This window comes from Anatilimnocola floriformis, from assembly GCF_024256385.1.
Lineage (GTDB): Bacteria > Planctomycetota > Planctomycetia > Pirellulales > Pirellulaceae > Anatilimnocola > Anatilimnocola floriformis.
On record NZ_JAMLFW010000004.1, the window covers coordinates 33,398 to 59,010 of the forward strand.

Annotated in this window: 30 protein-coding genes; 7 read left to right on the forward strand and 23 right to left on the reverse strand. The window is 52.3% G+C overall.

Annotation, left to right across the window (positions count from 1 at the left end):
• Position 1: 1 nt before the first annotated feature.
• From M9Q49_RS34260 to M9Q49_RS34315, 12 genes are all read right to left on the reverse strand, one after another.
• Positions 2–1,750: a hypothetical protein gene (locus M9Q49_RS34260; RefSeq protein ID WP_254513844.1), complete on the reverse strand. Its 1,749-nt coding sequence runs from the start codon at positions 1,748–1,750 to the stop codon at positions 2–4.
• Positions 1,751–2,067: 317 nt separating this feature from the next.
• Positions 2,068–2,370: a hypothetical protein gene (locus tag M9Q49_RS34265; RefSeq protein ID WP_254513845.1), complete on the reverse strand. Its 303-nt coding sequence runs from the start codon at positions 2,368–2,370 to the stop codon at positions 2,068–2,070.
• Positions 2,370–2,855, reverse strand: a complete 486-nt coding sequence (locus tag M9Q49_RS34270; protein ID WP_254513846.1) for a phage tail tube protein — start codon at positions 2,853–2,855, stop codon at positions 2,370–2,372. Before M9Q49_RS34270 ends, M9Q49_RS34265 begins: the two co-directional genes overlap by 1 nt.
• 19 nt (positions 2,856–2,874) lie before the next feature.
• Positions 2,875–3,288 carry a hypothetical protein gene (locus tag M9Q49_RS34275; protein WP_254513847.1) on the reverse strand — a complete coding sequence of 138 codons (414 nt, stop codon included), beginning with the start codon at positions 3,286–3,288 and terminating at the stop codon, positions 2,875–2,877.
• A complete protein-coding gene (locus tag M9Q49_RS34280) occupies positions 3,285–3,698 on the reverse strand; it encodes an HK97 gp10 family phage protein (RefSeq protein WP_254513848.1) in 414 nt (137 codons plus the stop codon). The genes M9Q49_RS34275 and M9Q49_RS34280 overlap by 4 nt, the downstream gene beginning before the upstream one ends.
• Entirely contained in the window at positions 3,698–4,021 is a 324-nt protein-coding gene (locus M9Q49_RS34285) for a head-tail adaptor protein (protein ID WP_254513849.1), read from the reverse strand. Before M9Q49_RS34285 ends, M9Q49_RS34280 begins: the two co-directional genes overlap by 1 nt.
• Positions 4,014–4,568, reverse strand: a complete 555-nt coding sequence (locus M9Q49_RS34290; protein ID WP_254513850.1) for a head-tail connector protein — start codon at positions 4,566–4,568, stop codon at positions 4,014–4,016. The genes M9Q49_RS34285 and M9Q49_RS34290 overlap by 8 nt, the downstream gene beginning before the upstream one ends.
• A 204-nt stretch (positions 4,569–4,772) precedes the next feature.
• The gene (locus M9Q49_RS34295; protein ID WP_254513851.1) at positions 4,773–6,080 is read right to left on the reverse strand and encodes a phage major capsid protein; all 1,308 of its coding nucleotides are present in this window, start codon (positions 6,078–6,080) and stop codon (positions 4,773–4,775) included.
• A 70-nt stretch (positions 6,081–6,150) separates the two neighbouring features.
• Positions 6,151–6,687 (reverse strand): HK97 family phage prohead protease, encoded by a 537-nt coding sequence (locus tag M9Q49_RS34300; RefSeq protein ID WP_254513852.1) that lies wholly within the window; start codon positions 6,685–6,687, stop codon positions 6,151–6,153.
• Entirely contained in the window at positions 6,648–8,087 is a 1,440-nt protein-coding gene (locus M9Q49_RS34305) for a phage portal protein (RefSeq protein WP_254513853.1), read from the reverse strand. The genes M9Q49_RS34300 and M9Q49_RS34305 overlap by 40 nt, the downstream gene beginning before the upstream one ends.
• A 53-nt stretch (positions 8,088–8,140) precedes the next feature.
• Positions 8,141–9,817 (reverse strand): terminase TerL endonuclease subunit, encoded by a 1,677-nt coding sequence (locus M9Q49_RS34310; RefSeq protein ID WP_254513854.1) that lies wholly within the window; start codon positions 9,815–9,817, stop codon positions 8,141–8,143.
• Positions 9,807–10,184, reverse strand: a complete 378-nt coding sequence (locus M9Q49_RS34315) for a hypothetical protein (RefSeq protein ID WP_254513855.1) — start codon at positions 10,182–10,184, stop codon at positions 9,807–9,809. Before M9Q49_RS34315 ends, M9Q49_RS34310 begins: the two co-directional genes overlap by 11 nt.
• A gap of 184 nt (positions 10,185–10,368) precedes the next feature.
• Between M9Q49_RS34315 and M9Q49_RS34320 the strand changes: the two genes are divergently transcribed.
• On the forward strand, positions 10,369–11,154 hold the full coding sequence (locus tag M9Q49_RS34320; protein ID WP_254513856.1) for a DNA cytosine methyltransferase: 786 nt from the start codon (positions 10,369–10,371) through the stop codon (positions 11,152–11,154).
• Here the strand turns inward: M9Q49_RS34320 and M9Q49_RS36270 are convergent.
• Entirely contained in the window at positions 11,132–11,407 is a 276-nt protein-coding gene (locus M9Q49_RS36270; RefSeq protein ID WP_390845650.1) for an HNH endonuclease signature motif containing protein, read from the reverse strand. The genes M9Q49_RS34320 and M9Q49_RS36270 overlap by 23 nt on opposite strands.
• A 115-nt stretch (positions 11,408–11,522) precedes the next feature.
• The gene (locus M9Q49_RS34325) at positions 11,523–12,635 is read right to left on the reverse strand and encodes a hypothetical protein (RefSeq protein WP_254513857.1); all 1,113 of its coding nucleotides are present in this window, start codon (positions 12,633–12,635) and stop codon (positions 11,523–11,525) included.
• A gap of 966 nt (positions 12,636–13,601) precedes the next feature.
• On the opposite strand from M9Q49_RS34325, the gene M9Q49_RS34330 reads away from it, so the two are divergent.
• From M9Q49_RS34330 to M9Q49_RS34335, 3 genes are read left to right on the forward strand one after another with little or no spacing between them, the layout of a single operon-like run.
• Positions 13,602–13,766 carry a hypothetical protein gene (locus tag M9Q49_RS34330; protein ID WP_254513858.1) on the forward strand — a complete coding sequence of 55 codons (165 nt, stop codon included), beginning with the start codon at positions 13,602–13,604 and terminating at the stop codon, positions 13,764–13,766.
• On the forward strand, positions 13,759–13,953 hold the full coding sequence (locus M9Q49_RS36275) for a helix-turn-helix domain-containing protein (RefSeq protein WP_390845605.1): 195 nt from the start codon (positions 13,759–13,761) through the stop codon (positions 13,951–13,953). Before M9Q49_RS34330 ends, M9Q49_RS36275 begins: the two co-directional genes overlap by 8 nt.
• Positions 13,943–14,164: a hypothetical protein gene (locus tag M9Q49_RS34335; protein ID WP_254513859.1), complete on the forward strand. Its 222-nt coding sequence runs from the start codon at positions 13,943–13,945 to the stop codon at positions 14,162–14,164. Before M9Q49_RS36275 ends, M9Q49_RS34335 begins: the two co-directional genes overlap by 11 nt.
• A gap of 720 nt (positions 14,165–14,884) precedes the next feature.
• On the opposite strand, the gene M9Q49_RS34340 is transcribed toward M9Q49_RS34335, so the two are convergent.
• Together M9Q49_RS34340 and M9Q49_RS34345 are read right to left on the reverse strand one after the other, a co-directional pair.
• The gene (locus tag M9Q49_RS34340) at positions 14,885–16,186 is read right to left on the reverse strand and encodes a hypothetical protein (protein WP_254513860.1); all 1,302 of its coding nucleotides are present in this window, start codon (positions 16,184–16,186) and stop codon (positions 14,885–14,887) included.
• Entirely contained in the window at positions 16,176–16,373 is a 198-nt protein-coding gene (locus M9Q49_RS34345) for a hypothetical protein (RefSeq protein ID WP_254513861.1), read from the reverse strand. The genes M9Q49_RS34340 and M9Q49_RS34345 overlap by 11 nt, the downstream gene beginning before the upstream one ends.
• Positions 16,374–16,719: 346 nt before the next feature.
• Between M9Q49_RS34345 and M9Q49_RS34350 the strand changes: the two genes are divergently transcribed.
• Positions 16,720–17,604, forward strand: coding sequence for an STM4504/CBY_0614 family protein (locus M9Q49_RS34350; protein WP_254513862.1), 885 nt, complete (start codon positions 16,720–16,722; stop codon positions 17,602–17,604).
• Between the two features lie 12 nt (positions 17,605–17,616).
• Here M9Q49_RS34350 and M9Q49_RS34355 read toward each other — a convergent pair whose 3' ends face one another.
• Positions 17,617–18,414, reverse strand: coding sequence for a DUF6602 domain-containing protein (locus tag M9Q49_RS34355; protein WP_254513863.1), 798 nt, complete (start codon positions 18,412–18,414; stop codon positions 17,617–17,619).
• A 1-nt stretch (position 18,415) separates the two neighbouring features.
• Entirely contained in the window at positions 18,416–18,796 is a 381-nt protein-coding gene (locus tag M9Q49_RS34360; RefSeq protein WP_254513864.1) for a hypothetical protein, read from the reverse strand.
• Between the two features lie 200 nt (positions 18,797–18,996).
• Between M9Q49_RS34360 and M9Q49_RS34365 the strand changes: the two genes are divergently transcribed.
• Together M9Q49_RS34365 and M9Q49_RS34370 are read left to right on the forward strand one after the other, a co-directional pair.
• A complete protein-coding gene (locus tag M9Q49_RS34365) occupies positions 18,997–19,161 on the forward strand; it encodes a hypothetical protein (RefSeq protein WP_254513865.1) in 165 nt (54 codons plus the stop codon).
• Positions 19,162–19,419: 258 nt separating this feature from the next.
• Positions 19,420–20,205, forward strand: coding sequence for a DNA cytosine methyltransferase (locus M9Q49_RS34370; RefSeq protein ID WP_254513866.1), 786 nt, complete (start codon positions 19,420–19,422; stop codon positions 20,203–20,205).
• Here the strand turns inward: M9Q49_RS34370 and M9Q49_RS34375 are convergent.
• The 5 genes from M9Q49_RS34375 to M9Q49_RS34395 form a co-directional block, all read right to left on the reverse strand.
• Positions 20,202–21,101, reverse strand: a complete 900-nt coding sequence (locus tag M9Q49_RS34375) for a hypothetical protein (RefSeq protein ID WP_254513867.1) — start codon at positions 21,099–21,101, stop codon at positions 20,202–20,204. The two genes, M9Q49_RS34370 and M9Q49_RS34375, sit on opposite strands and share 4 nt — an antisense overlap.
• Positions 21,102–21,268: 167 nt before the next feature.
• Positions 21,269–21,835: a hypothetical protein gene (locus M9Q49_RS34380; protein ID WP_254513868.1), complete on the reverse strand. Its 567-nt coding sequence runs from the start codon at positions 21,833–21,835 to the stop codon at positions 21,269–21,271.
• Entirely contained in the window at positions 21,835–22,878 is a 1,044-nt protein-coding gene (locus tag M9Q49_RS34385) for a hypothetical protein (RefSeq protein ID WP_254513869.1), read from the reverse strand. Before M9Q49_RS34385 ends, M9Q49_RS34380 begins: the two co-directional genes overlap by 1 nt.
• Positions 22,879–23,778 carry a hypothetical protein gene (locus tag M9Q49_RS34390; protein ID WP_254513870.1) on the reverse strand — a complete coding sequence of 300 codons (900 nt, stop codon included), beginning with the start codon at positions 23,776–23,778 and terminating at the stop codon, positions 22,879–22,881.
• Positions 23,779–23,788: 10 nt separating this feature from the next.
• Positions 23,789–25,606, reverse strand: a complete 1,818-nt coding sequence (locus tag M9Q49_RS34395; RefSeq protein WP_254513871.1) for a hypothetical protein — start codon at positions 25,604–25,606, stop codon at positions 23,789–23,791.
• Positions 25,607–25,613 lie beyond the last annotated feature (7 nt).

Genomic DNA, 25,613 nt, shown 5'->3' on the forward strand with positions numbered 1-25,613 from the left:
CTTATCTTAGATTCGCTGCGGCTAGTTGATTTCCTTTTTGGTTTATCTCGCCGAGGATTCGATTGTTGTCTTGTTGCAGCCGGTTCCCCTTGATTGCTTCAGTTAGCAACGGGTCGCCTTGCTTCTCTTGTGCATTGACGATTGCCTCAAAGGCTGCCGAAGATCCTTTTTCCAATGCACCTGGTGCAAGCTTGGTCGTGACATTCATTTCGCCGCCGAGGTCTGCATTGCCGAAGTCAACATCAGGTGTCTTCATCAGGTTCCGCAGTTCGGCCATTCGCTTTGTCATGTCGCCCGCAATATCGATTGCCAGCTTGTTGTCCTTTGCAAGGAATGACTTCTTCAGTTCTTTTTCCATTTCGCCGAGGGGACGTTTCATGTCCTTGCTTGCCTGTGCTGCGGCACGCTTGAACCCATCGAACATCGGCTTGAACATCATGTCGGTGTCAGCCTCGCCAAACGTGGTAATCTCTAACCACATCGCAGCGAATATCTCGCCGACGTTGTGACTAAGTGCCATGAACGTTTCGACGCAGGCCGAGGCGAAGTTCATCAGCAAATTGGGAATGAGGGTTCCGAACATGTTGAGGCAGTCATTGCCGAACTTCACGAAGTCGAGGGCGACACCGAGCAAGGCAACTTCCCAAACTTGTTCCCAGCGAGTGAGCACCGATTCAGTGAATGCCAATGCCTCGCCGATGCTTTGCGACAGGTTGAGAATGTTCTCGCCGAAGTAAACAATCAGTGCCGTGATTGGACCGCCGAAGACAAAGGCAAAGAGCGTGCGGAATTCCCAAATGATCTGGCCCATCATCTTGAACCCTTGAATCGTGATGTTCGTCATTTGCAAGATGGCGGGTGTCCAGTTGCGGATTTGCTCAAACACCGGGTGCAGCGCCTCAGTCATGCCGCCGATTTCATTGGCGAACATTTCAAACAAGCCTTGCGTGAGGGGAGCGAGTGCCACGGCGAAGTGCTGGCCTAAGCCTTGCAGTGATTTGCCAAACAGTGAGTAGGCATCTTGTGCATTCTGAACCTGTGCAATCTCACCATCAGAGAACAACAGGCCGAGGCGAGAGGCTTTCTCTCTGAACTCGTCGATGCCTTTGCCGCCACCTTGCAGCAGTTCATTCAAGCTGCTGCCGGTCTTGCCGAAGATGTCGTTGATGATCGAGAGCCGATCACCTGCGTTGCCCAGCTTTGACAGGCCGTCAGCGATTGCCTTGACTTGATCCTCAGGCTTCAGGCGGGCGAGCTGCTGCGCATCGAGTCCGATCTGAGCGAGTGCTGCGGCAGCCGGTCCCCCTTGGCGTGCAGCCTCGCTAATGTTCCGCACCATCTTTGTCAGCGATGCGTTCAAGTCCTCGACGTTTGAACCGCTCTGATCGGCAGCAAGCTGCAAGACAACCAAACTTGCAGCACTGATGCCGATCTTTTTAGCTACGTCGCCGAGTTGATCGAGAGAACCGAACCCGTCTGAGACGAGTTGTTGCAGGGATTGAAACGCAGATTTGATTGCACCGGTCAATGCACCGATGGCGGCAATTGCTACGGTGGCACCTGCGGCGATTGCCCCGCCCTTCATGAAGTCTTGAGCTAGACCGCCGCCAGTCTTGCCGAACAATGCCTCTAACCAAGGCTTCATATTGTTGGCGAACTCTTTTGTCTTTTTCTCAGACTTATCTAAGTTCTTGTCGAACTTCTCAGTATTCGCCTGAATCAGAACGTCGATGTTATGTGCTACTGCCATACCTTATGTATGCACAAGCTGCGACATTAACCGCTGACGGAAGTTCAATGGTGTCATTGGCTGCTCGATAACGTCAGGTAGATACAACAAGAACTTCGCAGGGGGATATGGTGCCCGCCCCTTCGGCCTATAGAGGTTGGCCTGCTGAGCAAGCAACTGTGCGAAGTAGGGATCAAGACGAGCAACACCCAAACCGTATTGCTCGCTGTATGAATGCCAGTCAGATATTTGCTCAAGCGTTAGATCATCCAGCATGTAATCAGGGTGCGGATAACCTAGCGTTTCGCAAAGTCGAAATAGAAACACTTCATAGGGTGTTAAGTTTTTTTTTGCACCTTGGCCGATTCGGTCACGAGGTATTCGGCGATGCTGTTCAATAGATCGATGGGCACTACATCGAGTTCGCTAGGCTGCGTCACATGACCATCGTCATCTAACATTGCCTTGGCCAATATCTCTTTGATAACATCGAGGCTATCGTCTGGCGACTTCAGCAAGCCTTGCAGCCGCCTTACATCGCCCGCATCAATAGCGTGCAGGTGTAGTTCGTCGCCGCTGTCTAGTGTATAGACAATCTTGCGGCGATAGTTTTTCAAATCTCCCCAGCGTAGGACAGCCATTATGCACCCTCTTCTGGTGATTCATCGGGAACAGATGCGCCCTCAACTTCAGCAGTTACCCATGCGCCCGAACGTTTGATCGTGAGTTCTTCAGTCACGAGTTCGTTGCGGTTAATTGTGTTGTTCCTGCTGGTCAAGATACCGTCGCCGGTGCTTGCGAATTCTGGCAAGTCGCCGAGTTCCGGTAGGGTGATGGTGCAAGTTCTTACGCTTGCTTGGCCATTCGCTGCATACCACGCATCGAGGGCAAGTTCAGTTGCACTGCCGGGATGGAATGCAACTGTGAAAGTAACTTCGCCGGGATCGACCGAACCACCGAGGAACGTGTCGTGTGCATCGCCTAACCTGCTTGTGGCTGCCGTGGCTTTGCTGCTGCTGCCGCTAATGCCGGGATCGACGATTGACAATACAATGTCATCATCCTCTGGATCAGCCGCAGAGAATGCGAACGTCGCACCCAAACCAATTCTATCTAATAGACTCATTAAGACTCCTTATGCCTTGTTAGTTATGTAGTATCTGAACGTCTAAACTGCACACATGTTTTCCCTCGTCAGCACCATTGATCGGAAAATACTCATCGCTGTGATCCTCGACAAAAGCACCGAGGCAAAGGCTTTCACCCATCGCCCCCTTGTATGCGTGCAGTTCATCTTTGATAACTGCCGCCATGCTTTGTGCTGCGTCGATGTCATCGCTGACTAGTTCAACGTCGAAGCTTGTATCAGTGAAACCACGCTTAGTTCCATCGAGGTTGCAATCTCTGATGCTGCCCCTACGGTGGAACCACACGTAATCGTCGGGTGCGTTCTCGTCGATGGTGTCTTGCTGTATGCTGCCGGGTTTCTCAGGATCGATGCCCAGATCAACGGCTAACGTCGCCAGCCATGCCCGAAACCCTATTCCAATGTCACTCAAAATTGACTCCTTATTGCGTCGTCTAATGATTCATTCACGGCATCGAGTGCGGCCTGCTCTTCAGTCTCACCGGCATCCCGCATATGACGTTTGCCCGGCATCTTGCGTCCGCTCTTTGTAGTCCAGCCATATTCCTGTGCCATGTTGTATTGCTTACCCTTTGGCAGCGTGGAAGTAACACGGTGGCCCACTCGCCCTCGCTTGCGTTTCAATGCCTTGACTTTGACACCACGTTCAAGATCGCCGCTGTCATCAGGTGGTTGCTCACGCTCTTCCAGATTCTGCTTTGTCTTTGTCTGTATAAGTTTGGCTGCCTTGCGAGTTCCTTTCCGCAGGAACTTCTTTGCATTCTTTCCAAGCTTGCCAAGTTTGATTTCAAATTCTCTAGCACCCCTGATTACTACTGCCATTATCGAATCTCCTTGGCAAGGATCACTTGCTTGATGTTTCGCTGATCGACGTTGTTCACATGCAGCAATTGGAAAAATCTATTTCCAAACTTCGCACGGCAGGTTGTGTCGATTCCTGCGTGGAATCTGATTTCAATTTGCACGGTTGCTTCGGCCACGACTTTCTGCGCCCGAATCAATTCCAATCCCTGCAAGTCAACGACAGACGAGGGGACGAGGTTATATAATGTTTCCCATTCGCCCGTCTTGAAACCACGAGCATCAGCCGGGCCATCGGGTGGCGTTTGTATAAATATTCTGTGTCTCAGTTGTCCGCTACGCATAAGGTCTAACTCTCCACTTGAGCAACACCCGATCTAGGCCGAGTCCCATTTGTGTTGCGATTGTGCCGGTGATTTCCGCTTCCCGGTTTTCATTCCATGCAGCGACAAGCAATTTCACTGCTTGTTCAATTTGTGCGGGCAATCGTGTTTCGCCTGCGTTCCAAGTGATCGTCACTGCGTCCGGCCTGTTGAATGTCGCAGGCCAGGCCGTCTTGTGGTAAACGTCTGACTTCTGCGTGCCGTGAACTTGATACAGATCATCGGTGTCGATGGTCACAAGTTCGTTATCGCTGTCGTAATACGTGATCGATTCGAGGGTTGTCACCGGTGGATAGTCGAGGGTGATCTTGCACGGGAAGCCTGCGAGGGTTTCCGTATAGGTTGCGGGTGCAAAGGTTCGGTTCGTCTCATCCTCGATGTGGCCGATGGCTGCCCACGCAGTTGCAGCGATGCGCCTATCATCAAAATCGTGTTCGATATTCAGATGCTCTTTCAGGCAATTGAAGTCGAGCGGCAATGCGGCAATTGTTTCGATGCGTTGTCTCATACCCTATGTAGTGTGCAAACGAAAAAACCCACGGCACTCTCCCGAATGTCGTGGGCTTGTTTCAAACGGTAGGCCGCAACTTGCCGTGGCACAGCCCCGGTGTTTACGGCACCCAATCTTGCGGTTGCTCCCTGCGTGGCTGGCCGTGTCACAGCCCTTTGGACTCGCTAGGGAATCGCTCGATTAGTCATCGTCTTGTGTCAATTATTCGTGATAGTGTGGAGCACCCGAATCACCATTCACAACCAGCGACAATACCGGATGAGTGCCTGCGTCGATTAACAACGAGTCAGCACGCAAGGTAGCCTTGGTTGCAACTGCTTCTTCTTTGAAGAAGATAGAAGTATCAACACCGAACGTAACGTCACGAACGATGCGAACGTTCAACTTGCTCCAGTCGCCGAAGTAAACGCATGGTTCACCAGCTTCAAACGTCGATGGTAAGTTGTCATTGATGAAGATCGGCTTGCCGAGATACGACAACTGAGGCGCACCTGTGAAACCGTTCGTGGTAAGGTTGCCGTTATTCAAGACCAACCCGGCAGCGATCAAGCTGTGCATCATCCACGCACACTTAGGCGAGTTACGATAAGCTTCATCGAGCGTGAAATATAGGCCGACCATGTCAGCGTCAGTCACTGCATCAACGTAGATGGTTTCATAACCTTGGGTAACATCATTGGTGAAACCACGGATGTGACCGGTGTTGCCGTCACCATTGGTGATTTGTTGCGACAAGAAACGGGCACAACGTGTGCCGTTGTTGTAGCCCACGAGGGACATGATGTCTTCGCTGCTGTCCTCAATCAGTTCGCTAGATACCGGATAGATACCCGAACCGATCTTGTAGGCTTTCAAAGTCTTGCGGGCGAACGTGGTGTCAGTCGCTGGAACTGTTCCCATTTCCGCAACGTAGCCTGCCAAGTTGCCGGTATCGTTGTTGCACAATACACCATAGTCATCACCCTTTGGAGTTCTGACGACGGTCACAATGTCTTGCCAACCCCAGAACGATTTCAACGCACGTTCAAAGCCTTGAATAACTAAGTCGTTTACAGAGTAACCACCACGAGCGGCATTGCCCTTGACTTGACCATCAGACGAGAATTGCAGCATTTCGGAGTTGCTGTATAGCTTCGTGCTGAATGACTCATTGCGCCATTTGAAACCGATGTCGTTAGCGGCATCAGCGTATTCGCTCTTGAATAATTGATCGACACCATTGGTCAACCATGCACGGCCAGCGTCGCCGACATTTGCTTTCTTCGTGTGAATAACAGGGGCAGCGAACTTGTCACTAGCCTTGTCACTCTTTACAGTTTCGAGACGTTCAAAAGTAGCAATCTGTTTTTTGAGTTCTACTTTCTTATCGGCCAATTCATCAAACCGAGCCATCTCGGTGTCAGTCATTGCCCGGCTTTCCGATTGAATCAAATCGGCAATTTGTGTTTGTTCATTTGCAGCCAGTTCCAATTCCTCACGGAACTTAGCGAGTTCGGTTACATTCTTCATTTTATAATACCTGATAAGTGTGTCCCGACTTGGGGGACTGCTGCCACGCTTGGGTGGCGTTATCAGGTATCTAGTCAGCAACCACTGAAAAACTTGTGCCGGTATTTGCTGCTTTGAATCCAGGGCTGTTTACAATCGAGAACTCAACCCTGCCAGTTGGGTCAATGTCCACAATCTCACGCACTAGGTATGGCCCCTCTCGATATTCGTTGTAGGCACATTCGCCTTGCCACGAAGAACCTTGAACGATGCCCTTGCGAATCTTCGCACGCACCTTTGCGTGATCGGGATCATCGGCATCGAACCGCAGGCTATACGCCATGCCGAAGTCATCAGGGGTGATTTCACCTGCGGGATCAAGAATATAGTTGTCGTCGTGGTTATACCAAATCGGTATCTGTAGCTTGCTCGTGATTACTTTGTCAAACGCATGGCGATTGACTCGATAGTGCATTCCGCCCCTGATACAAGTTGTTCCAGGGTTCGACCGATTGAACCACACTGCGGCATATCCTCGGAAGTATTCGCCGCCGTCGTCTTGCTGCGTGATTTGAACCGCAGGTGTAACTACGCTAAAAGTAAGTTTACAGAATCGTTGATGTTCCATTTCTCGATCACTCCTTGTCTTTGTTCCGGCAGCACGTTATCTAGTTCGGCCTGCATTGTTTCCAGTTGCTCGATAACAGGTGTGGCATCCAACCCATCGAGGGCAGACCTGATTACCCGCTCGTGATCGGTCAGAGAATACTTCCCTGCCGCCACTGACTTGACTAATCGTTTCTTCAGTCGCTTGAGTGCGGCGAACGTCAGACCGCCTGCGGCCGATTCCTTCGCCTCGTGGAAGTCATTCGTTTGACTTCCAGATTCTGCCGGTTGACTTCCAGCGGCTGCGGCCTGCGGCGATTGCGGTTCCGGTTCGGGTTCAAACGTGCCCGATTCGCCGAGCTTGCTGCGCACTTCATCGAGGGAAATCACCTTGGCCGCATACTTCGCAAGCTGCAATTGCTGGTAGCTAGGATCGGATGCGAGGAACGAACCACGATCAAATTCGATTACGTGGGTGTCAATCTCCCGTGGCCGCAGCAGCTTCGCCGAGAACTCTGCCTCATCATTGGTGAACCAGTTGTCGAGCATTTGAGCGAACAACAAGTTGTCTTGCTCAAGGCTGCCGTAGCTGATCGAACCACGGGCACCGATGCGAGTGCCAGGCAGGCCGACAGCATTGGCAATGTCCGTGAGCGTGGCTTCACTGAGGGCAGATAGTTCCATCTCCTGAGCATTGAGATTTACTGTGGAGAGTTCCGCACCACCGTGCAGCACTGCGAGCTTGTGCGAATTCTTCAGCCCTTCGTTAATCCACTTCAGATTATCTAGCAGTTCCTTGCGTTGTTCCGGTGTCATGAAACCGGGGATGCGAACCACCTTTGAGATGTGCGAACCGTTTTGGAAATACAGATATTGAAACCGCTGAATCGCATTGGCTTTTTTCGTAGCGAGCTTGAGCATGTCGAGGGCTGAAAAAGATTCGCCCGCTTCATCGCTTGGCAAGTTCATGATGTGAATCATGTCGTCATACGGCACATCGAAATATCCGGTGCCGGTGTTGACCGTGTAGTAATGCTCGATGACGATGCCTCGCTGCACGACACGAACCGGATACACCTGATCGGCGTTCAAGTTGTATAGGCCGATAGGCGTGCCGGTTTCATCACGATCAATAAACGCAAACCCGTCACCTTTCCGAATCGCCGAACTGTGCAGCGTCCTCAGGAATTCAAAGGACGTTGTGAACGGGTTGGCCTTGTGACTTAACAGGCTAAATGCTGGGTGCTGCTTGTCATTCTCTTTGGCGCCATTCGGCAAAACCTTACGCACCCACAAGTCAGTTCTCGCAATACCGCTGCTGACTTCCCGAATCGCATTGAAGAACGCAGGGACAGTCAGCGGGTTCGCTGAGATAGTGTCACGGTTGTCGTCTTGCTCCTGCTCTTGCAGATCGGCCAACATCCACGGGATGTTCTTACTCTGTATATTGAAATTAGGCATACCCTATGTAGTTGCTATCCCACGGTTTCGCCCCAAACATTACCGGGTGGCAATGCCTTTGGATCAACTTTGTGTTCAAGCCATGCCGTCAGACTGCAAGCGAGGGCATCGACAAAATCGATCTTGTTGTAGTGGCCAGACTTCACAACGTCTAAACGATCATGCTTATCCCGCACCGGCTTGCAGTTGCTCACGCAGTAATTGGTGATCGGGTTATCCGGTGTCTTGAACTGACCTGCCGAAACAATGCGCTCAATCATCGAGAACGCTGGCGACATGTGATAAACCGTCTGAGGAACTTCAATCAGCTTCCCTCTGAACTCTGGTTGTTGCTCGATCAACTGCCGGAATCCCTCAGTGCGTGTCGGGTCAAACCGGATGCTGCGGATATTGAAGTGTGCTGCGTCCCTCTTCAGCGATTGAATGAGTGCCGAAGAATCAACCACGTTCCCATCGGTCAGCGTCATCTTGTATTGCGGGTGAGCCGAGAGCGATAGATAGTTGATGTTGTCTGTCTCGCCACGCTCAACGGCAATGCAATTGTTCTCGCCTCGTGGGATGAAGTATCGGGGGAAGCTTTGGTAAATGCCGTTGCGTTCTGTCGTGATCGTGTAGCAGCAGATGTCGAATTTGCTTGCATAGTCGAGGCCGATGTCAACGACGCTGCCGTAGAAGTCGCTCTCATTCACCATCCCGCAACACGATTGCCAATAGGTTTGGTTCAGCCACGTTTCGCTGCTGCCCACCCATCGGCCCATCATCAGAGTTTCAAAATTATATTCTTCGCCCGGTTTCCCCTGTGCCGATTGCCAATCGTCGAGCAAGTCACGTTTGTCAACCGTCATGTTGAGCGCCGGGAAACACTGATCGAGTGCCGCCTCAACATTGTCTCGCCAGTTCTCCGGTGCTTCATATACGACAGGCAGCACTGCGGTGTCGTCGCACTTCCCCTCAAGGATGCTCTTGCACAATTTATATTTTTCAAAAGCAAGGTGGCTCAAATCAAATTGGGGGGTCGTGATCGTGAGAATAAACTTCATGCTGCGATCAAGACCGGATCGGGTGAGCCTATCCCACACCGTTTGTGCAGCGGTCCTAGGTATCTCGGCGAACTCATCGAACCCAATCAGCGTGGGGCTGTAAGATGATTTGCCCTCAGGGTTGCTGCTGAGAATGTGAATCGTGCTGGCGGTTTTCTTGTTGACGATTTGCTTCAGGTGTTCCCGTGGCCAGAAGTCTTTGGCAAGATCCTCGCTCGATTCGATGAAGTCACGAATACGCTTGAACAAGTTCATGGCCTGCGGCACGCAGGACGCAGTAAGAATCACATCAGCCCGTTGATCGGCGAGTGAATGGAACGCTGACAGACAACTCATGAGCACGGATTTACCACACCGTTTCGGGCAATACACATGGCAATATCTCGTGCGGAACCGGCCATCTTTTTTGCGCCACCCATACATGGTGTTGATGAGCGCCTTTTGAAACGGCAGCAACGTCACCTTGCGACCGGCTGGCCCGTTGTAGCAATCATCCGTGAGCGTGCAGAACTCTTCACAAAAGCGAATGATCTTTTTCGGCAACTTCAGATCGACATACATTCCTTGCTGTCGGCATAGTTCGTCATACGGCAGGACGAACAAATCATTCTCTATCTGCATCGTGCTCCTGTTACGATTTTCATTCTTCATCCTCCATCAGCCTATCGAGGTTAGACTTCTCACCTGTCGATTGCGGTGCTGAGGTTTCAAGACTCGCCCGCAATTGCTTCTCCCAATCTCGCAACGCTGCACCATACTTCTGCTGCAAGCCAAGGGCAGGGTGCGGAACGAGATTGCCGTTGCTACCGGGAAGGAATATTCCTTCGGGTGTCTGTGATTGCTGCTCAATCATCGCCTGCATCAAGACATACGATTCGTGTTCTGCCGCAGCTTTGGCGAGCAATTCACGCTGTCCACTATCGAGCGGTGGCAACTCTTTGAGGCGACTATAGAAGTAGGTTCGTGCTATTTTTCCGGTCAACCAATCCGGTGCTGATTCTTTCTTAGGCTTTCCCATGCTTTATATAAGCACCATTGATGGCGAATTTTCCCGGTTCAGGCCGAAAATCGGGCAAAAAAATCTACACACGGGCAAGCGGCCAACAGATTCGCACCCGTGCCAAAAAAAATGACAACTATCAAAGAGTTGTAAATTTTATATTTTCTTCAGGTTTTTGTTCATTGGCACACTCAATAAGTGCATGAACTACCTAGACCTATTCAGTGGGATCGGCGGCTTTGCCTTGGCGGCAGAGTGGGCAGGCATCACCTGTGATAATCATTTCAATAGTGACATCGATGCCTACTGCAACAGCGTATATCAACACCATTACCCGTCCTCGCAGTGTCTGGGAGACATCACGAGCATCGACGGTAATCAACTCAAGGAGCAATATGGAAGCGAATGGATCATCACCGGGGGATTCCCCTGCCAAGATGTGTCGAGCGCCGGGAAACGTGCAGGGATCGACGGTGCAAGGTCCGGTCTTTGGACTCACTATGCAAGGCTTATCTCTGAACTCAGGCCGACAGTGTGCATCATCGAGAACGTCAGAGGGTTGTTCAATCGAGGCTTTGGACGAGTCCTCAATGACTTGGCCGACTGCGGGTATGATGCGGAGTGGCGAACTCTTCGAGCCTGCGATTATGGCCTTGCACACAACCGCCAACGTGTGTGGATTGTTGCCTACCCCACGGGCTTTCGATGCTCAGCAGATGCAGAACAACCTCAGGCCGTGGGAAACATGGGAGAACGCACACAACCTCACGGCACTGCTGATTGGCTGGGAGTATGGGTTGCACGGCAACGAGCCTCGACCGAAAGGGCATTACGTGGCCAACCACTTGTTTCTCTGCGGCCTGATGGGGTATCCGACAGAGTGGCTTTCAAGTGTGAATTAGCGAGAGTCAAAGCCTTGGGCAATTCGATTTGCCCGATCATCGCCGCCGACATCTTCAGACGGGTTATCGCCGCTGGGTTGCTGTGATGCGGCTGTGGCAAGACTTCGTAAGGCTCATCAGATTCGAAATGGCGTGCGGATCGGGGCAAACGTCCTTAGGGATGATGTGGTGGACTTCTTGCGCCAAACGACCGCAGCCGCACTCACACCACGGATTGAGGGCTAGTTTCGCCGGTCTTGTCTCATCTACCCATCGTCTTGATGAATAGAACGGGTCAGACTTTTTAAGGCTTCGTGCGGTTCGTGTGACGGGTTGGAAACGTGGTGCTCGGTTTGGCATGGAAATATCTAGTCGAGCGGCATAGATAAGGTGAAGTCTTTGAATGAGCTTCTCTAACAATCTTGACGACGACACCCAGCGGTTGTTACATCGCTGGGTGTTTTCGTTTCTGGACTTACTCAATCTGGATGACTTCGCAATATCGCCAGCAAGGGGCACCACGACCACGAGCGAGGTTTTGGATCGGCAGCCATTCCTTTATCATGCTTATCAAGATGCCTTTCGAGTTCCTGCCGCCGAATTTACCACCGGCCCGATTAGTGGCGCTTTTGCTTTCGGCCTGCGTGATTAGGTCAGATAGGCTCAGGCCGATAAACTCCTCGGTTCGATAGAATCCCCTCACGCCGCTGATAGTGACCATCGCCTGCAACACTTCGGCAACATCGTCATCTGTGTAGTTACATTCTCGCAGCCTGTTACCGATCAAATTCACTTTGCGGCGAAAGGCTTCCCCGTCTTTGTGCGCCTCATACTCTTCGAGTTCAAAAACGGTGGGAATCTCAAATGCCTCGATGGCTGTCTGTGAATAGTCACGGTCAGCGGCTGCGGTCTGAGGTTTCGCTGTGACCGGTTTCGGTTTCGCCTTTGCCTTGACCATCGTTGCGGTGGCAGTGGCGACTGATGATTCCCTGTCGTCACGCTCGTGCGATTCTGCGGCACGTTGAACCGGCTTGGCCTTTGGTATGTCCTTGTCCTTCCAAAGGCTGTGTAAGGCTTCTGCGGGCGGCACGGCAACGATATTGTCTTCGGCCACTAGACCTAGCTCCCGTAGGTCTTTGAGATTCTCCTTGACCGTTTTCCAAGTCAGACCTAGCGAGCCGGCATACGTCGCAATCGATTGATATGGGTTGTCGCTGATCCGCCAATACAACACGTTCATTCGGGCGGAGAGTTCAGAGTTAGTCGAACGGACATAATATGAAAAATAGCAAAACGGGAATTTCGCTTTTTCTTTTTTTGGCACATGGAAATAGTGTGCGGGCGGTTCGTTCGCCTTGATAATGTTACCGGTAACAGTCAGCAGGCCGGTATTACAGAGATTGGTGATTGCGGCTGCGTCTAACCCTTTGCGAGTTAGGCCGGTATCACGTTCGATGCCGATGCGAGTGATCGGCAAGCCTTTCCGCTGCCTGAACCAGCAATAGCTATAGACGACTAGTTCGGCGAAATTCAGCGGGCACTGTGTCGTTGTGGACAGAACGATAGACCGCTTTTTGGTCTCCTTCATGAGATTCCTTTTGTAAATAAATATAAGATACTTTATTTATACCGCTGAGCGCAAATTGCTTCCAGGCCAAAAACACAAAAAGCCATGTTTATGCAACATGGCTTCCTGCGTATCTTTATTTACAAAAAGGCTTCCCGTTCGGGAACCACTCTATCTATGCTTCACCCCTTCGGAAAATGGTGACTATTGATATATCGCATTCTAGCAAATGATACTTGACGGGTCTAGTGAATTTTTGAGGCGAGGGGCGGGGGCGGGGGCGAGGGGGGGCGGGGCCGCCGTATATACTGTTTTCCCTGCGGGGCTGAATTTCCTGAAAACAACATTTTGAAAAATCGGGGGCGGGGAAGGGACTTCGTTTTTAGCTGCGGCAGCATACTGTGGATAAACTGCGGGCAGGCTTGCTAGAAGCTTGATTTGCGAAGCTCCCCCCGCAGGCGACCGAAGGGAGTCAGTCGTCCCTGCCGGGCAGCCAGAGCGTAGCGGCGGCTGACTGGTGACTGACTCTTGTTTCTTCTCTTAATCCCCTATTGGTCCTATTGATAGTGTGTAATTTACCTCAGGCAATAGGTAAAATGCCTCAGGCGACTATGTAATTTACCTCAGGGCACTATGTAAATTACCTCAGGCGACTATGTAATTTACCTCAGTGTATGGTTGTCCACTGAGTCATTTTACCTATTCCCGGCTGCGGCAGATTACATAGCTCCCCGCCCTCCCGATTGATATTTCAATTGGCCCGAATTGTTTTTTCAATTCTGTGCTCGCTGCGCCCTCGCCCGTATCCCCACACGCCAGGCCGCTGCCCCTCGCTTTTCAATTTGTAAAATTCCCGAACGTCGCCGAATTGATATATCTATTATCTTTCCTTTCTTCCCTTAACATTCCGAAGAAACGGCATATACTGAGATATACGGAAATGACAATCGGGCACGATGCCCTTTTTTGAAGGGAATGCAAATGGGAATGTTGAAGCAAATGAAGGCTGAGTTGGCCGCTGAGTATAGCAGTGATGACGAGTCACTAGGCGAAACATGTGACCGCTGCGGCATCGATCTTGATGAACTGACCGACGATCAGTTTGACGAACTGCAATGGCACTTCGACGAGTTGCGGGGTATCAATGCGTGAGTATTACACCACAAAGGACGTAGCGAAGATTTTGAATATCAGCACCCGTATGGTGTTGATACTGATTGAGACGCAGGGTTTGCCAGCCATCCCGGTTAGCGGCACTGCGAGAATTACACGGCGAATTGACCCCGCCGCTTTACAACAGTGGGTCACTGAACGAAGCAAGGTAGAGAATGGCAGCTAAAGAATTCTATTGGACATGTCCGGCGAAGTTGGACATTATCACGACGGGCAACGCAAATCGTCACCCGTTTTCAATTGTGACCGTCACGAGCAGCGAGGGAAAGAAACTTAAACTGCGGATCGGCATTCGTGAGTTGTCCGAAATGCAAGGGATGCTCAATGCTGTTCAGGATGCCCACAACGCATGGACTGAGAAGCAAGGGGGCGAATGAAGCGTGAGTCCCCATTTATAAATTTCGCAACGAAGATCAGAGGGATGCCGATTGATGAACGAACATTCTGGGCAGACCTATATGCAATCTTCAGCGATGGGTTGCCGGAATGGTTCAGCCCAAAGGAATTGAAGTTGATCGAGCACTATAGAACAAAGCAGGCGGAGTAGTCTTTTGTAAAGTTTTGGCGTTCTCCAGCAGGCCCCATCTTGTGATGGGAAAGTGGCCCTGCGGTGTGGTAGTTCAGATTCCCACACCGCAGGGTTTTTTTGTTTCCACATTTTCAAAAACCGGTTTTTGAAAATGCGGCATATATAAAGTGGGCATATACTCTCGTCATAGGGTTATCCTCTTTTTAAGCTTCCCTCGCAGGCTCCTCGGCTGCGAGGGTTTTTTTATACACATGGAGTCAGATGCTAAACAAAACCTGTCGGAAGTGCGGCGACGAGAAACCGCTTTCTCAATTTTATAAACACATATACGCCAAAGACGGCACGATGAACTTGTGCAAGCAATGCCACAATGATGCACAAGTTCATCGAGACAAAAAGCGAAAGGCAGATTGCGAGTTGATGCGTGAACGGCTTGCCGCAGCCGAGGCGAGGATTGCCGAACTCACGCAGCCGCAGCCTCGCAAATCATTCTGGCGATGGTTCGGCGCATAAAAAAAGCCCCTCGCATCGGTCGCAAGGGGCTATCAAAAGCGTGTCAGAATCGAGCTTAAACGGGTTTTGCTGCCTGCGGCTTGCCAATCTTCCCGATAGTCGTTCGCAAGCCGGTTATCGCCTCGTCAAGCTGCTCCTGCGTCGGGTCGATGTAATGCTTCAGGATCACGCCAGAGGGCACATCGGCAAGGAACTTCACTTGCAGGCTGATCTGATTGTTCCCCTGAATCAGGTTCGCCGCTGAGCCTCGCAGGTGCTTTGCTGGCAATCGCTGCGGGTGAGTCTCGACAAAATCCCGCCAGAGTGCGGCGAAGTTATCGTCACGGCAGCGACGTTCATTTTTGTTTAACGTGTCATCCATCACCCACGGTTTCCCGTTCTCCTGAAGAAAGAGCAAATCGGAACCTTTGCCCGTCGTGCGGTGCTGCTCGATCAACGCCAACGTTTCGGGCCAAAGTTTGTGGGAGACTTTGGGCGCTCGTGCGTGGTCCGCAGTCTTGCCACGCTTGCGGGTGAGGTAGCCACCGGCATACATGGCGTGAGTGATCGAGCTAACATCTTTCTGTCTCATTCCGCAGTTTGCAAAAAGCCAGACGAACAAGCGGAGTGGTCCGGTCGCATCACGCAGAATCAAACGCAGTTCCTCGACCGTGAAGCTTTGCACGGCATGGTCAACAATTTTCACCTTGAGCGAATCGAGGTTGCGAAGTGGTTCGGACAACTGCCGTTCTTGATAAAGGAACTTTATAAAAGTCTTCACGTCTTGCAGCGTGTCATGTTTGTAGTAGGCCGAATGATCCGCACTCGTGATCGCTTTGAAAAACTTGCGGTAGTTCTCCTCAGTCACGGCATCGACACCGGCCCCATCCGGCAGGCTGGCCACGAACCGATCAACGGCACGCTTGAGATTGTCGAACCTGCCGGACCTCCTGCCGCCGTCAGCTTTTTTCAAGGCGAGGAATTCATCACGCCACTTGCCAACCGTTTGCGCTGTTTTGGACTCGACCAACTTTCCCGAAACGAATTCATCGACAAAGGCATCTAAGGTTGCGGGCGAGGGATCGACGATTCCTGCCCGGTCAATCGCTCGACCGATCACGGCGACTTTCTGATTTAGTTCCTCGACCGGGTTCGGCTGAACGGGCACCTGATGTTTTTCCCACCAGTCGTTTGCCGCAGCTTGCGAACCCTCTTTTGTCCACTGCGATTCAGGCAGGCCGAGGTATCCGGTGTGCGGCTTATTCTCGTCTCGCATCTGAGGACGGCAGAGCAAACGCCACCGCACGCCACGCACCATGCGAGTCCAGCGGAATGCGGGCGAACCTTCAAAAGTTCCTGCTAGGTTCTTACGTGGCATTGTCTGAACCCTCCTGCTGAATCATGTCAACCCGCACGACCTGCGTCGGATTGATCGCCAGACCGAGAAGGCAGACGACTGTCACCCGTCCTTTGGATTCGTCGTCAACTGCCACGAAAGTCTTTGACTCATCGCCCGGATCAGACCACTCCGGTTTGAACTTAACTCTTTGACCTTTAGTAATCACTTTCGCTTCCCTTGGGTAAATTCTTGGGTAAATCGGGACGCCCAAAAGGAAGTTTACCCAAGAACATAGCGCCAAACCAGCGAAATACGCATGGTCGCCAGAAAAAAACACTCTTACACAGTGGATGTCGTGGGTTCGAGTCCCCCACCGCCCATTAAATCCGAAACCCGCTGTAAGGCAAGGACTTATAGCGGGTTTTTTCGTTTGTAAAACCTGCGTGAGTTCCAGAAAACTACCCCCTCGACTACCCCTTTCGGCTGCGGGGTAGTCCGTTTTAGCCCGCTCGGATGCCGGATATTATGAAACTCGTTCTGAATCCTTCGCCGCCTGCTGAACGAGGTTTCTGATGTTCGATGTCTTCTCGAAAAGGAACAAGTCGCTTCCCGATACTTTCACCTACGACGACCTTCCCACTGAGTTCAGAAATCAGGTGCTTTGGATTTGGAGAGATTCCATTTTCAAAATCTCGCTGTACTACACGAGCACACAACGTCAGGCGAATAGACTTCTGAACTACATCCACAAAATCGTGTGCGAGGAACATGGCCTCTTGGAACTCAGCAACGAGGGCGGTGCTGAAAATCAGTTAGTCGATGCGTTGCTCAATTCAGATAACTTGGTTTTGGTCCTGGACATCATCGAACTCACGTTCAGGGCGTATCCGTTCTTCCTGGAAGATGAAGATGAAAACTCGAAGCCAGCAACAACCCCGGAAGATGCTGTCGCAGCCTTGAATCATCGTTTCAGAGAACATGGCCTAGGCTACGAGTTCAACAAAGATTCACAGTGCCTGATCCGCATTGACAATACTGTGACGCATACCCAAGCGATACAACCTGCGCTGCATCTTCTCGCAGCCACCGAATACAAAACGGCGAATGAGGAGTTTCTCGAAGCGCTCGAAGACTTCAAGAAGCACGACTACGATGACTGCCTGACCAAGTGTTGCTCGGCGTTCGAGAGCGTGATGAAGATTATTTGCGACAAGAAGGGCTGGCCATATCAACAGAACGACACTGCGAAGCCCTTAATTAGCACGATCATCACGAACACAGGATTGCCGACATTCTTCGCTGATCCGCTTACGCTCATTGCAACGCTGCGGAACAGGCTTAGCAAATCCCATGGGCAGGGTACGCAGCCGAAGTCGCCTGATGATTTTATCGCTCGCTATGCCATCAATGCGACCGCCTCGGCAATCCTACTTTTGCACGAAGCAGCGAACAAGTAATGCTGGAAAGACTCACTGGACTTCGATCAGTGGAAAGGAATAAGCCGACTTTGCGTCAGTCGGGTAATAGAACGGTCGCTCATTGTTCGCCAAGAGTCTTGCCAGCATTCGTGAGAGAAAGAACGGCATGGCGATATTGTGCATGCGCAGTGTTGAGGGCCACACTTCAACCTTATTCGTCGTAAGCGACGGCATTGCGAAGCGTCCTTGAAGCGAGCCAACGAAATGCGGAGCTAAGTTCGGATCGATTCCCGACGCCTTCCAGGTATTAGGAAAAGTCTCTTTGCCGGTTTCAGGTAAGTCGCCGCTCATTGCGATAACAGCGCAGAAGATTTCGCCAGCGTTCTTTTGCTCGTAGAGGAACTCGGTGGCGTTGCGAATGTTTGCCAATCCTCTTTCGAGGTGGCTCGGAGACTCTGCTGCCCTGCGTCGGTGGCTAAGCGTTTTCTTTACCTGAATGATCCCTCGAACTGCTTCTGGTTGGACAATGACGATGTCTTGCATTCGATAGATCGGGCTGTGGTATTGTTCATCGTGGATCAGCAAGTCTATTTCCGGACAGTGCCGATTGGATTTCTGCGACCTCCCGAAAATGAATCCCTTGTCGATTGAAAACCGCTTCGGCAAAAACCCTCGCAACCATTCCCGAAGAAGATGCTCACATAGATTGCCAGTGTGTGTGTGATCCTTTGAGTCACGCCCGAGAAGGCGGGCGAAGTTATCGCATTGAGTGACGATCACTTGCGATTGTGCGTCGATAAACGCCATTAAGCCTTCAGCCTCAATCTCGGACTGAGTTTTCTTGGCCATACTACCCGTTCCCCGTCCTGAATCCCGCTACTCGGGCAATTGCTTCCAGCGTCTTATGAGCCGTCTCAACCGATCCGCAGGCCATGAGTAGTGCTCCTGCGGCTTCAATGGCTACGAGGCCGTTATTGAATGCATCGCCATGAAGAGGATTGCCAACATGAATCGGTTTTTTCAGTGGCTTCGGCCCACGCTTGCCCGGCTTCTTCTTCCCGGCCTTCTTGTCGTTTGATTTCGTCATGCTCACAGCCTGCGGGGTGAAACTGACCCCATGTTCAGCCGTGAGAGCCGCCGCAACATCCTTCGGCTTCGCCTCAGGATTTGCGGCCATATAGTCTCGAATGACTTGCGACTTGTTGATACCGGCGGACTTCTTCTTGGCCACGGCTGCGGACTCCTGATGTTGTTTCTAAGGGGATCACTCTAGCGTAATTGCTCACCCGCTCCATAGATACGGCATGAATCTACTTGGCCCTGTTCTCGTCTTCCTAACGTGCTTGAGCGTGGCAACGCTCAAGCACTCTCTAAACCAACCGGCTGTTAAGGCCGAGCACTTCGTGAAGGCTTCCTACGAGATTCCATTCGATGCTTCTCGAATCCCAGAGCCATTCCCACAACAAGACTTCTGCGCCCAAGTTCAAGGCCGACCGTTTCGCCCGCTCCGCAGAGCAGGCCGATGGATTGGAGAGCGCCGCCCCCTTCGAGCCGTTGGGCGATTCTTATTTCGTCGATGCCGTCGTTAGGAATTGAAGCCGTGCTGACTCAATAAGGTAATGAAAATTACTGTCGAGGTAGCATTTGAGATTGGCGATGTTGTCTTTCTCCGAATGCGAGAAGAGCGGATTGGCGGGTTGGTAACAAGGTTTGCCGTTGGAGCAGGCGGCGTAACCTACGCCGTTGCGTGGGGCACCGGACAAGAGACGTGGCATTACGCCTTGGAACTTAGCGTCGAGCATATTCCAAACTATGTGACGTGAAGAATTGAAGCCATCTCCACTCAATAAGGAGATGAACTATCTTGATCTTTTCAGTGGCATCGGCGGCTTCGCTCTGGCGGCTCGCTGGGCAGGACTCACGTTTGAGAACCACTTCAACAGCGACATCGACGAATACTGCAACCGAGTCTATGCCCATCACTTCCCTGAGGCAATTCAACTAGGCGACATCACGAAGATCAACGGCAACGAACTCAAGGAGAAGTATGGCGGAGAGTGGATTATCACGGGGGGCTTCCCCTGCCAGGACGTTAGCAGCGCCGGCAAGAAGCGAGGAATCACAGCCGAGAGGTCCGGTCTTTGGTCTGAGTATGCACGGCTTATCTCCGAACTCAAGCCGCAAGCGTGCATCATCGAAAACGTTCGAGGCCTGTTCAATCGAGGCTTTCAACGAGTCCTCAATGACTTGGCCAACTGCGGGTATGATGCGGAATGGCGAACTCTTCGAGCCTGCGACTATGGCCTTCCGCACAACCGGCAACGAGTCTGGATTGTTGCCTACGCCCAGAGCGATGGACGCCCAGCAACTACAGAACTGCCTACGATCTTACGAGACTTGGGACGATTGCTCGAATCTAACGGCACAAATGATTGGCTGGGCCTTTGGACTGCACGGCAGAGAGCCGAGACCGAGCGGGCATTACGTGGCCAACCACTTGTTTATGGTCGGCCTGATGGGGTATCCGACCGAGTGGCTTTCAAGCGTGAATTAGCCAGGGTCAAGGCGCTGGGTAATTCGATCTGTCCGGTAATCGCTCGTGACATCTTTGGCCGCATGATTCGAGCGGGGCTGATTTAGATGTCGATGCCGACTAGGCCAAGCGTGTTTAACTTGGCAAGCAGCGTGTTGAATGACGATTGCAACCCAGCACCACTATCGTCAGAGTTCAGCGGCATCGTCTGCAATCCAACAGGCGTACATCCGTTGAAAGCGAGCGTGCCGCCAGCCGCACCACACGTTACTGCGCTGCTGCTGTTGCCCACACTGACGTAACCGGTCAGACTGGTATAGCCACCAGTTGACCCAATCAACACAGTGCCGCCAATTGTAATATCAGGCGCACCCATCGACGACGTGATATTCAATGCTTGCACGCCACCTGCTGTAATCTCAAACGAGTTTGAACCTAGCGCCACACTGCCCGCACCAGTGGCATCTCCGATATCGTTGATGGCAACACCCCCGCCGCTAGGCAAGTCGTGAAAGCCCAGCGATGAGCCAGAGTCTGTGCCATAGTACTGATCGGCAGCGGGCGACGACTCATCTCCAACCAACTTGATTCCCGAGGAGTCGGAGGTAATTGACTTCTGGACTTTTACATCAGCGTAAAGGTTCGGCGTGCCTGTGTATGTCAGGTTGATCGTGTCGGTATCAGAGATCATATCGCCGACAGCCTCTTGTGCTTTTACGTCAGTGAATTGGATTGCATCGACTACCCCAGCGGTAAGTACGTGGGTCACTGTTTCCCCGCCGCTGTAGGCAACACCCGTAGTTCCTTCCACGCCACGATTAACAAACCACGTCTGCGGGTCTGATTGTCCGATGACTTCAATCAGTTCGTCACCAATCTTGACGATGAAAATGGGGCCGATGGGAAACGATGTTCCATCGACTACGGTGAAGGTCGTTACGCTGCCGTTTGCTACGGGGCCATCGAGCGTAGTCACGGCGTTGTTTGAGAAGTAATATGTCATGCCTTATCTAGGCTTGCCGCATCCACAATCTTTCCGCTTCGCTGCCGCCTTCGCCATCCCCACTCTGCAAACTGCTGTCACTCGATGTGGCTCGTTGTTCGTCGGCACGATGCGCCCGCAGTTAATGCATTGCACCTTGCCCGGTTCGGTTCGCTTGAAATCGCATCTCATGGAATCGGTGTCACGTCGCAATCGAAACCAAAGTGAATCAATTCGGCAGAGAAGCGAGTTACCCAACCATCGACGTGGATAGTGCCACCCTCGGTGCAATCGTACGGGCCACCGGTTGCGGCTTCTGGGTCAGCGCCCAGGTTGCCAGAGAATGAATAACTCCCAATCGGTGGCGTCACGCCGAAAAACTCCTGATCGGTGTCGATTCGCATCGAGAGCCGCAAGTAAGTGGGCGGGCCACTCTCGCCGATGTTAATGCCTATCCAACGAATGCGGCCTGTTGCCGTGCTGCAAACATTGGGAGCGCCGACGATGTAGCCGCCGCAGTCGAGCGGATCACTTCCAGTAAGCGGCGTGCCACGGTCAATTGTGATCGTCTCTCCTTCGAGACATCCGCACTCGTCAATCGTGTTGTAAAAGTACAGACTCCATCCAGAGGGAACAGAACCGCTACACGCTGGGCATTCACTCGGGCAACAGCAATCAGAACTTGTTGTTCTGATGCCAGTGCCGAACAGCCCAACGTAGGTGATTATCTTCCCGTCTCGGGTCGCAATCTTCATTAGCAGTCCGTTCCCTCGATCAGGCTTTCCCAGTCTCCGACTGGGCCGCACGCTTCGACGTAGATAGTTGCCTTTTTGCATTGCACGTCGCCGTCGGTGTTAACTCGCAAATCAACGATTGGCGTTCGGGCAACTTTGGCAATTCCGACAACTTCCCAATTCCACTCGAACGCATCGCCCGGCGCATTCTTCAAGCCAGCACGCTCTAGCAATACTTTGGCGTTGTCGATGCCTGCGTGACCCCTCGGATTTGTTGCAACCGTGGGCGTCGTTGGTGGCGGCAAGCAGTAATCGCCTTGCACATCAATTACGAAATTGTCGATTGAGGGAGTGCCGCTGCTGCAACAGTCGCCGTTGAGCAACGCAGTGGCCCGCAACGCTACGTGCTGGTAACTCTCAACGTAGTACTTTCCTTGGCTGTAGTCGTACTTCGCTTGGCCGTAAGCGCCCTCCACAATGTCTTGCTCATGGCCGAAGGGAGCGTAGACAAAGAACGTGTCAGAACCTTCGACCGGTGCAATGCCCCAATCATGTTTAACAAGCGTGGCTCGGAACTTCATGTCGTCTGGGTCGATGGCTTCGTAAGCGTGCCACATAACCCAAGGAGCAAGCATCTCCATTTCCACGATGTCGTAAACGGCTCTCGTCTCGTCATCGCTTTCAGACTCCGACTCGCCTTCATCAACGAACGAAGCGCTGCCACGCCTCTGACACCAACCCTGATAGCCTTCGAGGCCAACCCAACGATTCTCCAGATTGTCGCCGCCCTTGTACGGGTCAAAGACTTCGATCTCAGTCGCACCGTCAGCGACTTCCCACTCATCGGACTCGTTCAGAGTCATAATCGCCGCTTTGGCGTGACCATTGGCCCACGTCAAATCTTCGAGCAGTTGAAAACGAGTCAGCGACTTCCCCGGCCTGCCACTGAAACGTGGCTTGATGGCTTGGGGGCGATTACGTGGCTGACTGCGTTCGTAGGAACGAACGCAGTCTCGGATACGACGGTTCTGTTCATCGCTGAAATAGACTTGCTCTCCGGCCATTTAGAACCCTTCCAGCGTTTCAATGCCAAGGCTGTCGAAGTCTGCTTGCTCGATGACATCCCAGTCCGTATAGACAGGAACTTTCGGTCCAACGAGTTGAGCAGCGCCAGCGTTGTCGAGCAGAATCGGAAACGATGCACGCTCTTCGGTTGGGTTGCCGTCCTCGTCTGGCATGAAAATATCAACAAGCACGCCGCCCTTGAGTTCCCGATACCCTTGCTCAAGGATTCTGACTTTCCATTCGTCATCACGAATGGCGAACTCACCTGTAACGGTCCAATAGTAAATCTTCTTGTCGTCCGCTTCGCCGGTCGGAATCATCGCCGTCTGTCGTTCGGAGATTTCAATCCCCCGACAACGGCAAGTACGGGCAAAGAAGTCCAGCCAGTCCGAATCGTTGATTTTGTTGCGGAAGGTCTTGGCGAGATTGCGAGGGTTGTACGGCAGGTTGAACGTGTAAGTGAAGGACTCGATAACGTCCTCGACTTCAACGGGAGTCTCAAACTTATCTCCGGCCTTGTTCAAAATTGCGACATTATTTACGTCGTGTTCGACAATCTTCGTGTCAGCCGTGTAACCCCAGCGAACGACAGGCGGTTCATCGAGCGGGTTTGCGAATGGCTCAACGTCAGTGTTGAAAGTGGCTGTGATCTTGAAGACGATGCCACGCCTGCCGCTGAGACTTGAGAAGGCGCAGTTGGAAGAGACGCACAGGGCCTTCACGTCGCTGGCATGAGATGAGCGGTTCTGAGGCGATTGCTCACGCCCCACAATGTGGGGCGTGTCAATCGCTCTGTCACTGTATTCGGAAAGCCAAGATACAACGTGAGTGCGATGTCCCTTGTCGTCTCGGCTGAATGAGCAGCCAGCGGGGTCGGGAATGTTTCTGAGATGCGGCATAGTCCTCCTGTTACCACTTTGCTACTTGGAACTTCTGCACGCCCGTCACAACCTTCACAAGGTTCTCGGTTTGTTTCTTGGCTTCAAGCAGCATCTTGGCCGTGTTGTCTGCAATCTTGTTCTGCGGGTTGTTGTTCAAGCTCTGGTTGCGAAGGATCGACGAGCGAGCCTCAGCACTTCCAGCAAGCGCTAGGCCTGCGAAGCGGCTCTCCTGCGGCTCGCCGCTCTTGGCCTTCTTGAACGCCTTGTTGAACGTGTCCTCGTTGATGTCGCCGGCGAATAGCATCTGCGTGAGCCGTGCGATTTCGTCGCCCCGCTTCTCTTTGTCAGTCTTCACTGATTCACGGACAGCATCAGCGGCATTCTTTCGGGCCTCTTTGTCGGCCTTTATCTTGTCCCGCATTGCTTCGATTTGCTTCTCAACTGCTTCCTTGGCCTTCTTGGCGCTGTCCTCGCCCGCTTTGGCGAGTTCTTTCTCTTTCTCAATTGCCTCTTCCTTGAGTTTGATCTGCTCAAGTAGGCTGCGTGCTTGGTTCGTCAGCAGGCTATTGATCTCCTGCTGTTCCAACTTCCAGAGTTTCGCCTCGTCGGTGCTCATGCCCACGACTTGAAGCTGCTCTTGGAGTTGTTCAATCCACTTCTCGGCTTCGGCCTCGCCCTTATTCATGGCGTCTGCTTGAGCAATCAAAGCATCACGGTTCTTCTTGAGCGATTCAGTGAAGACGTTCGTTTGATGGTTGTACTTCTCCCAGAAGTCGATACCTGCATTTGACTTCGTGGCGATGCCGGTCAAACGATCAACTTCCGCTCTGGCTGTCTCAACATCGGAGCGGAAGTTTTCGATCTCTGTTGTGTCAATGATTTTGCCAAGACCTAGCGCTTTGCTGGCTCGGTTTGCAGCCTTGGTGATTGTCGAAACGGATTCGATCACTGCTTGTTCAGTCGCATAGAAGCCAGTGCGGGCCAACATCATGGAGTCGTAGAACGCATCGAATACGCCGATGACAACTGCACCGGCGATGACTGTCACATCTGCGATGTCGTTAATCATGTCGAGCATGTCTTTGCCGGTCGTCTCGCCTTCGGTGAAGAGTTCCACCACTGAGACGAGCGCCGGTGCGAGGTCAGCAGCGAGTTTGGCGCCGAGTCCCTGCACGACGAACGCAATGTCGTCCAAAGCATCCTGAGCGGCATTGAGTTTGTCAGCATCGACCTGACTCATCACGATGCCGAGTCGTTTCGCTCTGGCTTCGAGTTCCTCGATGCCCTTCGCTCCCCGCCCAGCGAACTGAATCGCCTTTGTTCCTGCCTTGCCGAGGATGTCCATTGCGAGACTGGCACGCATGCCTTCATGCTCAACGCCTGCGAGTCCATCAGCGATCTTTTTGAAAGCGTCGGTAATGTCCAACTTAGTGAGTTCAGACGCTGAAAGGCCGATGCGTTCGAGGGCCTTAGCGGTCGGCCCACCGTTCATTGCTGCTTCTGCGAGCAGAATGTTGAGCTTCGAGAGAATGCCTTCGAGGTCGCCAGCTGATACGCCGCTCATGTGTGCGGCGTATTCGAGGGCGTGCAAATGATCGACAGTCGTGCCGATGTTTTGTGCGAGGTCATCAAGACGCCCAGCGTTATCTGCTGCTTGTTTGGCGAGGACGGCGAACGCTGCGCCAGCAGCGAGAGCCGCTGCACCTACTGCAAGGCCGACACTCTGCCACGACGGAATCCACGACTTAACAAAATCCGTGGCTTTCTCCTTAGCCTTTGCGAGTCCTGCCGTGAGGCCGGAGGTGGAAGCTTGAAGAAGTACGTTGAGAGCGCCGATGACTGCCATGTTGGTA